The organism is Leifsonia poae, from assembly GCF_020009625.1.
GTDB lineage: Bacteria > Actinomycetota > Actinomycetes > Actinomycetales > Microbacteriaceae > Leifsonia > Leifsonia poae_A.
In genome coordinates this window covers 1063820-1075110 of record NZ_JAIHLP010000002.1, presented here as the reverse complement: position 1 = coordinate 1075110, position 11291 = coordinate 1063820, and the positions used below count along the sequence as shown (strand labels likewise).

Sequence of the window (11291 nt, the reverse complement as noted above, 5' to 3'; positions counted from 1 at the left end):
CCATGACCCAGATCTCTTCCGCCCGGACGCAGACGCTTTCCGAGCCAGCGGGGTTCGGCTCCACCGTCGAGCTCCGTGACGTCGTGCGCGACTTCGGCGGCGGTGTCGGGCTCAACCGCCTGAGCCTGAGCGCCCGGCCCGGTGAGCTGATCGCGCTGCTCGGTCCGAGCGGATGTGGCAAGACGACGGCCTTGCGCTCCCTCGCCGGCTTGGAGCGCGTCGACGCCGGCACCATCCTCATCGACGGTGTCGATGTGACCGATGAGCCGACCAACCGCCGCGACCTCGGGATGGTCTTCCAGTCGTATTCGCTGTTCCCGCATCTCACCGCCGGGCAGAACGTCGAGTTCGGGCTCCGGATGCGCAAGACTCCGGCCGCCGAACGTCGCCGACGGGCACTCGAGGCGCTGGAGCTGGTCGGCCTCGATCACCACGCCGCACGGTACGCGCACCAGTTGAGCGGCGGCCAGCAGCAGCGTGTCGCCCTCGCGCGTGCGCTCGTCACCCGTCCGCGTGTGCTGCTGCTCGACGAACCGCTCTCGGCGCTGGACGCGAAGGTGCGGGTGCAATTGCGGGACGAGATCCGGCGCATCCAGACCGAGCTCGGCATCACCACGTTCTTCGTCACGCACGATCAGGAAGAGGCGCTCGCCATCGCCGACCGGGTGGCGGTGATGCGCTCGGGCGACATCGAGCAGATCGGCACCCCCGAGGAACTGTATCGGCGGCCGTCGTCGCCCTTCGTCGCGGAGTTCGTCGGTCTTAGCAATAAGGTCGCCGGAACGCTGCGCGGCGGGGAGCTGACGGTGTTCGGGAGTCCGGTGCCCCTTGTGGGTTCCGGCATCCCCGACGGCGCGGTGCAGGTGTATCTGCGGCCGGAGGACGTGCTGCTGGCCGAGACGGGCATCCCGGCAACCGTGCTGACGACGAGCTTCCTCGGGGCCTTGCGTCGCACCCGGTTGCGCCTCGATGACGGCACCGAGCTGGCTGTTCAGCACGCAGCCCGGGAGACGCCCGAACCGGGCGGCCTGGTGCACATCGAGCTCACCGGTTCGCCGGTCACGGCGGCGCCCGCCGAGTAGCGCCCGGGAGGGGGTTGCGCACCCGGAGTAGAATAATCCTCATGTTAGGTGAAGCCTCGGGGGAGGCCGCCGAGAACACTGCGACGATCGACCTCTCCACATTCGACAAGACCCTGTCCCTCACAGACATCGCCACCAAGATCCGGGTGGACGACGTCTTCCACTTCCCGTGGTTCCTCCCGATCGACACCATCAGCCCGACGCACACCGTGGGCAAAGGGCGCACCAACCTCACGCTGATCGCGCCCGACATCCTGCAGACCGACACGACGGGAACGCCGTATGCGTCGTTCACGGCGCATCAGACGCCACCCGGCGGCCCCGGCGTCTCTGTGCACTTCGAGCCGGGCGCCTACGGGATCACCGGTATCGGGAACTACGTGATCTCGTTCGCGCTCGCCGCCTCGGGGCCGGTCACGCTCTCCGTCGGCGCCTACGCCGGCAGTGGAACGGTGACCGGCGCCGGGGTGAAGACCGTCACCGGAACCGTCACGGTGTCGGTGGTGCTGCAGAACGTGCCGCCGGGTCAGCCGACCTACGCCTCCGTGCAGCAGACCGCGGGCGCGGGCTGGTCATGGTACTCGACGAGCATCGAGCATCCGCCGCTGATCATCACGACCCACCCGCTGCCGACCGCCTGAGCATTCGCCGCACCGTCGCTCCCGCCCGGGCGCGGCGGTGTGGTGCGCCCTAAACTGGCCGGATGGCAGACACGGATGCGACCCCACCCGTTCCCCCCGCCGCGGACGACAACCGCGCTCCCACCCGTGGCTGGTTCGTGAACCGCCGCCGTCGGTCGGATGCGCCGCTGGAGTCGATCGACGAATCCCTGCCCCGCGGGATGCGCCTGGCCGGTGCCTGGGGGTGGCGGCTCCTCGTGGTCGGCGCCGTGATCGCGGTCGTCGTCTACCTCGTCATCCAGCTGCGGCTCATCATCATCCCGCTCCTGATCGCCGTGCTCATCGCGGCCCTGCTCGTTCCGTTCGTCGATCTGCTCCACCGCCACCGGTGGCCGCGCTGGCTCGCCATCGTCGCCGCGATGGTCGCTCTGATCGTCGTCGTCGGCGGGCTCCTCTTCCTCGCTATCTGGCAGGTCGCGCGGCAGAGCGACGAGCTCAGCAAGCAGTCCGTCGTGGCCTTCACCGACTTCCGGGCCTGGCTCATCAGCGGGCCGCTCGGCCTCACCGACGCCCAGATCACCGACAGCCTGGCTCAGCTCTGGACCTCCATCCAGCAGGACGGTCAGGTCTTCATCACCGGCGCGCTCTCGTTCGGCACGACTCTCGGCCACGTGTTCACCGGACTATTGCTCACGCTGTTCAGCACCCTGTTCATCCTCATCGACGGCAGGAGCATCTGGGGCTGGATCGTGCGGATCTTCCCGCGGCGCGCCCGGCCGGCGGTCGATGGGGCGGGCAAGGCCGGGTGGGAGACCCTGCGCAACTTCGTGAAGGTGCAGATTCTCGTCGCGTCGATCGACGCGGTTGGCATCGGACTCGGCGCGTTCTTCCTCGGCCTCCCGCTGGTGATTCCGATCGCCGTTCTCGTCTTCCTCGGTTCGTTCATCCCGATCGTCGGAGCCGTGATCACCGGCGCTCTCGCCGTGTTCGTCGCTCTGCTCTTCAATGGCTGGGTGGCGGCGATCATCATGCTCGCCGTCGTGCTCGTCGTTCAGCAGGTGGAGGGGCATGTACTGCAGCCGCTCATCATGGGAACGGCCGTGAAGGTGCACCCGCTCGCCGTGGTGCTCGCGGTGGCCGCGGGGTCGTTGCTGGCCGGCATCCCCGGCGCTCTCTTTGCGGTGCCGTTCGCGGCGGTGCTCAACGTGATGGTGCATTACGTTTCGAGCGGGGTGTGGCGCGAGAAGGCCACCGGTGTGTTCTCCGCGCCGACCACTGTGCTCTGGCAGACCGTGCCGCGCGAGGTTCGTCGCCCCCGTGCGTAGGGCTCGGCCGTTGTGCGCATTCGGCACGGCAGTGACGGCGCTTCTCCCGTCCGCTCGCCCCCGGAGTGCATTCGGTTTGCGGAATACACGCGCGAGTAGGCTGAGCCCGTGGCTACGCTGACTGATCCGATGCGCACACCTTTCGCCGGCCCGAGCCTCGACGAGATCGAGGCGGCCCGGGCGATCGTGTCGGTCGTCGCGCAGCCCACGCCGGTCGAGAGCTCCCGCTATCTGGCGGAGGTGCTGGGCGCGCCCGTGTACCTCAAGTGCGAGAATCTGCAGCGCACAGGCTCCTACAAGATCCGCGGCGCCTACAACAGACTCGCCCGTCTCACCGCTGAGGAGCGCGAGCACGGCGTGGTCGCGGCCTCCGCTGGAAACCACGCGCAGGGTGTCGCCTTCGCCGCACGCGAGCTCGGCATCAAGGCGACGATCTTCATGCCGGTGGGTGTGGCCATCCCCAAGTTCCAGGCCACGCGCGACTACGGTGCCGACGTCGTGCTGAGCGGCGGCATCGTCGATGAGACGATGCGCGCGGCAGCCGATTTCGCCGCCGAGACCGGCGCCGTCCTCATTCCGCCGTTCGACCACCCGGATGTGGTCACCGGTCAGGGCACGCTCGGCCTCGAGATCCTCGACGAGATCCCGGATGCAGCGACGGTCATCGTGCCCATCGGCGGCGGCGGTCTCATCTCCGGTGTCGCCAGCGCCGTCAAACAGCGCGCGGCGAGAGAAGGGCGCGAGATCCGGGTGATCGGCGTGCAGGCCGCGAATGTCGCCGCCTATCCGCCGTCCCTGGAGGTGGGCGAGCCCGTCGAGATCACCCCGATGGCGACAATCGCCGACGGAATCGCCGTGAGCAAGCCCGGCACCCTCAACTTCGAGATCATCCGTTCTGCCGTGGACGAGATCGTCACCGTGACCGAAGACGACATCGCTCGAGCGCTGCTGGTGCTGCTGGAGCGTGCGAAGCTCGTCGTGGAGCCGGCCGGGGCCGTCGCCGTCGCGGCGATCCTCTCCGGCAAAGTGGCTCCCACCGGGCCGACCGTCGCCATCCTTTCGGGCGGCAACATCGACCCGCTGCTCATGCAGCGGGTGATCAGCCACGGCCTGGCCGCCTCCGACCGCTACCTCAAGCTGAAGATCATGCTCCCGGACCGTCCCGGTCAGCTCGCGCGCATCTCCGAGATCCTCGCCGGCGTCAACGCCAATGTGGTGGAGGTGCTGCACACGCGGCACGGGCACGGACTCCAGCTCAGCCAGGTGGAGCTCGACGTCAGCGTCGAGACGCGCGGAACCGAGCACCGTCAACAGGTGATCGAGGCGCTGCGCTCGGCCGGATACGACCCGGTTCCCGACTACGAATAGACGACCGAACGACGAGGTCTGGTCGGCTCAGCCGGTGTAGGTCTCGACGTTCGTCACCGTCGCGGTGATCTCTTTGCCGTTCGGGGCGGTGTACGTCGTGGTCTCGCCGACCTTCAGGCCGATGATCGCCGCGCCGAGCGGGCTCTGCTCGCTGTAGACCTGCAGTTCGGTCCCGGCCGCCATTTCGCGGTTGCCGATCAGGAAGATGCTCTCGTCTCCCGCGATCGTCGCCGTGATGACGGTGCCCGGCTCGACGACACCGTGGCTCTGCGGCGCCTCGGCGACCGTGGCGCTGCGCAGCAGCAGGGTGAGCTGGACGATGCGGGCCTCGATCTTGCCCTGCTCGTCTTTGGCGGCGTGGTAGCCGCCGTTCTCCTTGAGGTCGCCCTCTTCCCGCGCCGCTTCGATGCGTTTCGCGATCTCGAGGCGACCGTTTCCCTTGAGCTCCTCGAGTTCCGCCGACAGCCGGTCGTAAGCATCCTGGGTCAGAAAGCTGACCGAAGAATCCTGAGACATGATGAACTCCTTAGCGCTCCCGGCGCGGTGCCGGTCGAGCAGATGTGTGCCGGTCGAACGACCGTCGGGATAAAGCCGACGCCCCGACAACTCGTCGAGGCGTATCGAAGAATCCTAGGACAGCCAGCAGCTCGAAATCAAACCTGTGTTGCTCGGCTCCGTGGTGCGGATCATCTCGGAGTGCGTGGTCACCCGGGTTTCGGTGGCCGGAAAGCTGACGATCCGCCAGCCGACGATCGCGAAGTCTTCGTTGAGCGCCTGCACAGCGCAGGTGACGGGCCTGGCCGTCGACGTGTTCAGAGTGAAGGTGATCTCGACGTGGTGGGCGTCGACGATGTTGTACGCGGTGTCGGTGGCCTCCAAATCGGCCTGGTCATTGTCCCAGCCGGCCCAGAACACCCACGCGGTGAACACGGCGACGAAAGCCAGCGCGGCGCCGATCAGCCACCACCGGTCGCGCCGCTTGCGGTTCGGGCTTCGGCCGTAACGCCGATCGATGGTTTCGGTCACTGCCATGCTGCACCCCGACCCGACGGCCCTGGCCGCCCTGACAACTCCTGCCGCACTGACAACTCCTGTGAAATGGTGCACCGTCGGCGACGGTAGTCTTGAACTCCAAGACTAAGAGACGAATCTGGGAATCCTTAACCAGGCTCATCGACTCGAAAGTGGAAACGTAGATGCCTGACACCGACCTGTTCGCCGGAATCGAGGGGACCGAGTGATCGCGTCCGCCCTGCTGCCCGTGGCCGTCTGGTTCACGGCCGCCACGCCGTCGCCGTCACCTTCGCTCGGTCCGGACGAGGACAACGTCACACCGGGCTATGTCGGCTTCCTGGTCACGTTCCTTGTGGCCGTTGCGGTGGTGCTCCTCGTGATCGACATGGTGCGCCGTATCCGTCGGGTGCGCTATCGCGCCGAGATCGCGGAGAAGCTGGATGCCGAGCAGGCGGGGAACGGCGAGACCGTCACCTCGTCTGACGACCCCGGCGCCGAGCAGCACTAGTTCCCGATGAAGCCGTGAGCGCGGGCTTCCCGTTCCTGCTCACGACGGCCCGACCCAGGTCTGGTTCGGGTTTCCCAGGCAGTCCCAGACGATCAATTGACGGCCGTCCGTCAGATCGGCCGAATCGAGGTCGATGCACCGGCCGGCTGCGATGTTGCGGAGGCTGCCACTCGCGCCGCGGCTCCATTGCTGGTTCAGCGCGTTGTACACGCACGGTGCCGCGCTGACGAGACTCCCGTTCGCGAAGGATCCGGGGGCGAGCTGCATGCACGAGTCGCCGGTGGTGAGGGTGCCGTCGCGGTTGAACGTCCAGCTCTGATTGACAAGGCCGTTGCACGACCAGATCTCCACCCGTCCCGTGACGACGTCGCGATCGAGGCAGGAGGGGGAGGAGTTCCAACGGATGCTGCCGGACGCGGGAACATAGTTCGGCCCCACCCAGCTCTGGTTTGCGGTTCCGACGCAGTCATACAGCTGCAGTGGTCGACCATCGCTGAAATCAGCGGAGGGTATGTCGAGGCATCGTCCCGATGCGAGATTGATCAGCGCCCCGAAATTGCCCTGCCGCCATTTCTGATTCGCGCCCCCGGAGCAGGGCGCGGCGCTCACGAGCGTCAGGTTGGCGGTCTGTCCTGAGGGGAGCTCTGCGCATACCCCGGCCGTCGACAACTGACCGAAACTGTCGAGGGTCCAGGTCTGCTGAGCGTTTGCCAGGCAGGTCCAGAGCTGCACCCTGCCTGACGGGACATCCCTATCGACGCACATGTTCTGGTGGGCCGTGGAGACGATGGCGCTCGACGGTGCGCGACCTTCCGGTGCAGGCTTCCAGATGGAGCCGATCGGCGAGAAACTCAGCGAGACCAGGTCGACCGAACCCCCGACGGAGTAGAGGTGCACGCCGAGGCTGTCTGAGGACGAGTCGAAGGAGACGTTGTCGCTGATGACCGTCTTGCCGGCGTTGCCGAAGACCTCGAGCTGACCTCGATCCACCAGGATCCTGATCGTGACACGGTTCGAGATCGGTGGCATGGATCGGCCGTAGAGAGTCTGCTCAGACAAGGAATACGCCACGGTGCGATCACTCGATCCGTCGGGCCGTGCATGCAATCGGAACCCGAACTCCGATGCGCTGGCGTTCGTCATGTCGAAGACCGCCTCGATCTCGTAGGTGTCTGCGGAAACCCCCGCGAGTGGATCGCTCGAAGGGCTGGCGGTTATCGTGCGCGGTCCCCACGATTGCGTCGAGGAGCGGATGCTCGAGATCTCGTTGACGGGATTGCGCGTCAATCGGATTCCCTCGGGATAGGTCTTGAGCGCGAGCTCGACGGGAAACGACGCGTTTCCTGTCCAGGTCACACCGCTGTTGCTCGGCTGCCACCCGATCTGCACCACGCGATCCGCGGGAAGCTGATTGAACGTCTGCGACGCATACCACGTGTTGGGGGCGAATGCACCGCCGGAGATCCCCCACTCCATGCGCTGCGGATCCGTCCACTCCGAGACGAAGACCCCTGCCGGATCAAGCGAGCCGATGACGTATTCGCCGCCCGCGTCCTGGAGCACCCACTTCTGATCGCCCGTGACCCCGTCGACCGGCAACCGGTAGAGATCGGGGCATTCGACGAACCAGCCGGCTGCAAATGTTCCCCGATAGGTCCAATCGAGAAGGTCGGTCGAGGTGTAGAAGACCGCGCCGGTGCCGGCTTGGAACGTGATCATCTCCCAGCGATTGTTCGTCGGATCCCATTGCACCTTCGGATCGCGGCTCTCAATCGTGTTGGTGACCACTTTGGTGCCGCCGTTGTACATGCGGAAGGTCTTCGCGCCATCGGTCGAATACGCGATGCTGACGCCCTCCGTGTTCGTGAACAACAGGATCGGATCGTCGTCGCCGGATTTCAGTCCGGTTACGTTGTTCACATCGACCCAGCCCGAGCCCGACCAGAGATTGCCGGTGTGCACGCCGGGTTCGAGAGCGATCGGATGCTGCACCCAATGCACGAGATCGGTGCTCGTGGCGTGGCCCCAGTGAATCGTGTCCCAGTCAAGACCGTGAGGGTTGTGCTGGTAGAACATGTGGTACACGCCGCGGTAGTAGAGCGGAGCATTGATGTCGTTCATGAAGCCGTTCTGCGGACTGAAATGGAACTGTCCGCGAAACGGTTCTGTGTAGTCCGTCGCAGCGTAGGGGTATTCCGGATAGTCGACCGCTGCTCCCGCCGTGGCAGGCGGGGCAGCAGGAGCGAGCACGGTGGTGAGTCCCGCGATTGCGAGAGCGGAAACCAGACACATCGTCAGACGTGTTTTGAGAACGGTGACACGGTGAGTGGACATGATGCTTTCGTCTCCCTGGCGTCTTCGTCGGATGCGGCGGCGCTCGACGACGCGAGCTACGGTGTCGGGCGGAACCCGAAGGTTGCGCCAGGAAGCGCCGTGAACTCGCCAGCGGATCCGCAATCGAGGACCTTGGTGTTGACGGTGCTGCCATCGAGCACGACCGCGGTCACATCGACGTTGGCGATGTGGTGATTGGTCGCGACATAGTTGTTGGCGCCTGACTTCACCAGCACCATCGTGGGCTTGACGCCCGACGGGACGATGTTCTCTGTGGGGACATCGAATGAAAAATGGTTGCCGACCACGGTGTTGCCGCTGCCGTTGAGTTGCACCAGTCCGAAGAGGTCATCCTGGGGGTTGGGAACGGACTGGAACGCGGGGAACGACTCCCGGTTCCGCAGGAAGTGGTTCGAAGAGATGAGGTTGTTGTGGCAGGCGCCCTCCATCGTGATCATTCCCGAGTAGAACGCGTGCAAGCGATTCGCCGTGATGGTGTTGTTGGTGGCGTTCTTGAGATGAACCGAGCTAGCGCCGCGAGGGAAGATGTTGTTGCCCGACACGATCAGCCCGAAATGGTCTTCGGCGAAGAGCGAGAAGCCGGCCGGTCCGGCACCGATCAGGTTGTCGTTCACCATGCTCGCCTGACCCGACCCGACGAGTTCGATGCAGCTGCCGCATTCGCAGATGAAGTCATTGGTGATCTGCAGAGCGTCGACGTCGGTGAGGACGATGCCTCGCTCCAGGTACACGAGCCCCATTCCGACGATTCGGAGCGAGTCGGTGGCGGAGGTCGAGCGGATACCGATTTTGCCGTTGCGGTAGCTGTTCTGGTTGGGGGTGAAAGACACGCCATCCAGACAGAAGTCGATGAGCTCGATCGAACTCAGCCGGGGAGCCCGCCGCGGTTGATGAGGATCGCCTCCGAGTTGCCGTCGGTGTTCTCGACTCTGACCCTGCTCCCACCCGGCCAGATCTCGTACCACGATGAGGTGTCGCCGGCGTTGTACCGGATGCTCGACGAGGTGAATCCGTGACCCGAACCCTTGATCTGCAGATAGCTGATGTCGATCACGATGCGCGTCTTGAGTGAGTAGTCTCCCGGCGGGATGTAGATCACGGCGCCGGGTTTCGACGCCTGACTCGGCTGATTGATCTTGATGTCCGCGATGATGCTGTTGACGATCGCACCGATGTCGGTGAAAGCGGTCGTTGCAGGGCTTCCTGGAATCGTCCAGGTCGTCACGTCGTAGATCGTTGAAGTCATCATCGTCTCATTTCTGTCGGCGGATCCGCGAGGGCGAGGAGGTCAAAGCAGACCGAGGAGCGTGCGGTGCACCCGCTGCGGGGGTGTGCTTTCCGACGTCAGGATCGGCGGGGATGCGGGGGCCGCTTCGGCGCGTGGCGCAATCAGTGTCAGATAGGCCACGACGCCGGTCGCCGCGCCGGCGCCGAGGAACGTGCGGCGGGAAACACCGGGGGATTCCGTCGGGGAGTCTTGAGTCATGGCACGGTCTCCTTCGGCTTCGGATCATGAGCCAAATGGCTTTGGCAGGTGAAAGTCGATTGAAGATAGGGGGCTCGGCGTCGGCTGGTCAAGGGGGCGAAGTATTTTGGCTCTTTTTGGCAGTTGACACTGACTCTTGTCGGTCTTTACAGTCATGCCAAGACGTTTTGCCAAGTCGTTTTGGCACCGTTTCCCTACCATCCCCAGAGTTCAGGGGACACCTGAACCTGCACACTCTCGATTCGGAGTAAAGATGCTTCGCAAGAAACTCGTCGCGGCAGCGGCGATCGCCACGGCTGCGGGCCTCACCCTCAGCGGCTGTGGAGTCGGCGGAGGCGCCGACGACAGCTCGAATAAGTCGCTGACGGTTCTCGTGGAGGCCGGCGGACACGCAGAACTGCAGCCGATCGCGGATCTGTACAAGAAAGAGACCGGAACGACGGTCGAATTCGTGGAGCTTCCGTATGACGGTCTCTACAACCGTCTCAATAGCGAGTTCGGTTCCGGCGCGGTGTCTTTCGACGTGGCCGCACTCGACTCGATCTGGCTGCCTGCGTTCAAGGACGCCGTGACCCCGCTTGACAAGCTCTTCACGCCTGATGTCAAGAAGGATCTCTTCCCGGCGCTCGTGACCGAGGCGAACGTCGACGGCAGCTACGTCGGGATGCCCGTCTGGACGAACTCGGAGATCCTCTACTACCGCAAAGATCTGTTCGACGATCCGACGCAGAAGGCCAACTTCAAGTCGAAGTACGGCTACGACCTTGTTCCCCCCACCACCTGGCAGCAGTACCAGGATGCGGCGGAGTTCTTCACTCAACCGTCGGCGGGTTTGTATGGCACTGACGTCAAGGGGGCGGTGGAGACCGAGTTTCTCGCGACGCTCTCGCAGACCGGCGAAAAGACGATGGTCGTCAACGGTTCCGGATCCGAAGTCTCCCTCGGGGACGCGAACAGTCTGAAGGCGCTCGACTTCTACTCGGGGCTGCAGAAATACGCACCGGCCGGAGGCGCCCAGCTCGACTGGGGAGGCTCCCAGAACCTGTTCAATCAGGGCAAGACGGCGATGATGCGCTTCTGGGCCCACGCCTACCGGCAGGTGCCGAAAGATGCATCCGTCTACGGCAAGGTCGGAGTCGCCCCGATGATCGCAGGACCGGGCGGTGTCGCTGGTGTGCCGGGCGCATGGTACCTCGCTGTGGCCAAAGCCAGCAAGAAGCAGCAGCAGGGGATCGACTTCGTGAAGTTCGCGTATGAGCACAACGAGCTGAGCGCGAAGACGTCTCTCGGACTGGTCGCGCGGAAGTCCGCATTCGAGAAGTACGAGAATGAGCCGGGCTTCGAGAACTACAAGCCGCTTGTGGAGACCCTTGACGCATCCGCGACGATTCCTCGGCCGGCGACACCGAAGTGGCAGCAGATCGTGGATACCGTCCTCGTGCCGATGATCCAGAAATCGTTGCAGCCCGGTGCTGACAACCAGGCATTGCTCGACGCGGCGAAGGAGCAGGTCCAATCACTACTCAAGTAGTC

At 64.8% G+C, this 11291-nt stretch carries 12 protein-coding genes; 6 read left to right on the top strand and 6 right to left on the bottom strand.

What is annotated here, in order from left to right; translation table 11 throughout:
* The first annotated feature begins 2 nt into the window (after positions 1-2).
* The 4 genes from K5L49_RS05790 to ilvA all read left to right on the top strand — a co-directional run bounded on the left by K5L49_RS05790 (position 3) and on the right by ilvA (position 4395).
* Positions 3-1082, top strand: a complete 1080-nt coding sequence (locus tag K5L49_RS05790) for an ABC transporter ATP-binding protein (RefSeq protein WP_223691042.1) — start codon at positions 3-5, stop codon at positions 1080-1082.
* Between the two features lie 41 nt (positions 1083-1123).
* The gene (locus K5L49_RS05785; protein ID WP_223691041.1) at positions 1124-1723 is read left to right on the top strand and encodes a hypothetical protein; all 600 of its coding nucleotides are present in this window, start codon (positions 1124-1126) and stop codon (positions 1721-1723) included.
* A 62-nt stretch (positions 1724-1785) separates the two neighbouring features.
* Positions 1786-3027 (top strand): AI-2E family transporter, encoded by a 1242-nt coding sequence (locus K5L49_RS05780; protein WP_223691040.1) that lies wholly within the window; start codon positions 1786-1788, stop codon positions 3025-3027.
* A gap of 129 nt (positions 3028-3156) precedes the next feature.
* Positions 3157-4395, top strand: coding sequence for a threonine ammonia-lyase (ilvA, locus tag K5L49_RS05775; RefSeq protein ID WP_223695254.1), 1239 nt, complete (start codon positions 3157-3159; stop codon positions 4393-4395).
* 27 nt (positions 4396-4422) lie between these two features.
* Here the strand turns inward: ilvA and greA are convergent, their stop codons facing one another.
* Positions 4423-4911: a transcription elongation factor GreA gene (greA, locus tag K5L49_RS05770; protein WP_223691039.1), complete on the bottom strand. Its 489-nt coding sequence runs from the start codon at positions 4909-4911 to the stop codon at positions 4423-4425.
* A 114-nt stretch (positions 4912-5025) separates the two neighbouring features.
* The gene (locus K5L49_RS05765; RefSeq protein ID WP_223691038.1) at positions 5026-5427 is read right to left on the bottom strand and encodes a DUF4307 domain-containing protein; all 402 of its coding nucleotides are present in this window, start codon (positions 5425-5427) and stop codon (positions 5026-5028) included.
* Between the two features lie 205 nt (positions 5428-5632).
* Between K5L49_RS05765 and K5L49_RS05760 the strand changes: the two genes are divergently transcribed.
* The gene (locus K5L49_RS05760; protein ID WP_223691037.1) at positions 5633-5917 is read left to right on the top strand and encodes a hypothetical protein; all 285 of its coding nucleotides are present in this window, start codon (positions 5633-5635) and stop codon (positions 5915-5917) included.
* A 39-nt stretch (positions 5918-5956) separates the two neighbouring features.
* On the opposite strand, the gene K5L49_RS05755 is transcribed toward K5L49_RS05760, so the two are convergent.
* Genes K5L49_RS05755 through K5L49_RS05740 form a run of 4 tightly spaced genes read right to left on the bottom strand, consistent with a single transcriptional unit; the run spans position 5957 to position 9758 of the window.
* The gene (locus K5L49_RS05755) at positions 5957-8251 is read right to left on the bottom strand and encodes a ricin-type beta-trefoil lectin domain protein (protein ID WP_223691036.1); all 2295 of its coding nucleotides are present in this window, start codon (positions 8249-8251) and stop codon (positions 5957-5959) included.
* Between the two features lie 56 nt (positions 8252-8307).
* A complete protein-coding gene (locus tag K5L49_RS05750) occupies positions 8308-9102 on the bottom strand; it encodes a NosD domain-containing protein (protein ID WP_223691035.1) in 795 nt (264 codons plus the stop codon).
* A 35-nt stretch (positions 9103-9137) separates the two neighbouring features.
* Complete coding sequence (locus K5L49_RS05745) at positions 9138-9518, bottom strand: hypothetical protein (RefSeq protein WP_223691034.1); 381 nt, start codon at positions 9516-9518, stop codon at positions 9138-9140.
* A gap of 42 nt (positions 9519-9560) precedes the next feature.
* Positions 9561-9758: a twin-arginine translocation signal domain-containing protein gene (locus K5L49_RS05740; protein ID WP_223691033.1), complete on the bottom strand. Its 198-nt coding sequence runs from the start codon at positions 9756-9758 to the stop codon at positions 9561-9563.
* A 253-nt stretch (positions 9759-10011) separates the two neighbouring features.
* On the opposite strand from K5L49_RS05740, the gene K5L49_RS05735 reads away from it, so the two are divergent.
* On the top strand, positions 10012-11289 hold the full coding sequence (locus K5L49_RS05735; RefSeq protein WP_223691032.1) for an extracellular solute-binding protein: 1278 nt from the start codon (positions 10012-10014) through the stop codon (positions 11287-11289).
* Positions 11290-11291 lie beyond the last annotated feature (2 nt).

What these genes read in the sequence shown, in the direction of transcription:
- K5L49_RS05790 (WP_223691042.1), top strand. Translation starts at nt 3, where the DNA reads ATGACCCAGATCTCTTCCGCCCGGACGCAGACGCTTTCCGAGCCAGCG.
- K5L49_RS05785 (WP_223691041.1), top strand. Translation starts at nt 1,124, where the DNA reads ATGTTAGGTGAAGCCTCGGGGGAGGCCGCCGAGAACACTGCGACGATC.
- K5L49_RS05780 (WP_223691040.1), top strand. Translation starts at nt 1,786, where the DNA reads ATGGCAGACACGGATGCGACCCCACCCGTTCCCCCCGCCGCGGACGAC.
- ilvA (WP_223695254.1), top strand. Translation starts at nt 3,157, where the DNA reads ATGCGCACACCTTTCGCCGGCCCGAGCCTCGACGAGATCGAGGCGGCC.
- greA (WP_223691039.1), bottom strand. Translation starts at nt 4,911, where the DNA reads ATGTCTCAGGATTCTTCGGTCAGCTTTCTGACCCAGGATGCTTACGAC.
- K5L49_RS05765 (WP_223691038.1), bottom strand. Translation starts at nt 5,427, where the DNA reads ATGGCAGTGACCGAAACCATCGATCGGCGTTACGGCCGAAGCCCGAAC.
- K5L49_RS05755 (WP_223691036.1), bottom strand. Translation starts at nt 8,251, where the DNA reads ATGTCCACTCACCGTGTCACCGTTCTCAAAACACGTCTGACGATGTGT.
- K5L49_RS05745 (WP_223691034.1), bottom strand. Translation starts at nt 9,518, where the DNA reads ATGACTTCAACGATCTACGACGTGACGACCTGGACGATTCCAGGAAGC.
- K5L49_RS05740 (WP_223691033.1), bottom strand. Translation starts at nt 9,758, where the DNA reads ATGACTCAAGACTCCCCGACGGAATCCCCCGGTGTTTCCCGCCGCACG.
- K5L49_RS05735 (WP_223691032.1), top strand. Translation starts at nt 10,012, where the DNA reads ATGCTTCGCAAGAAACTCGTCGCGGCAGCGGCGATCGCCACGGCTGCG.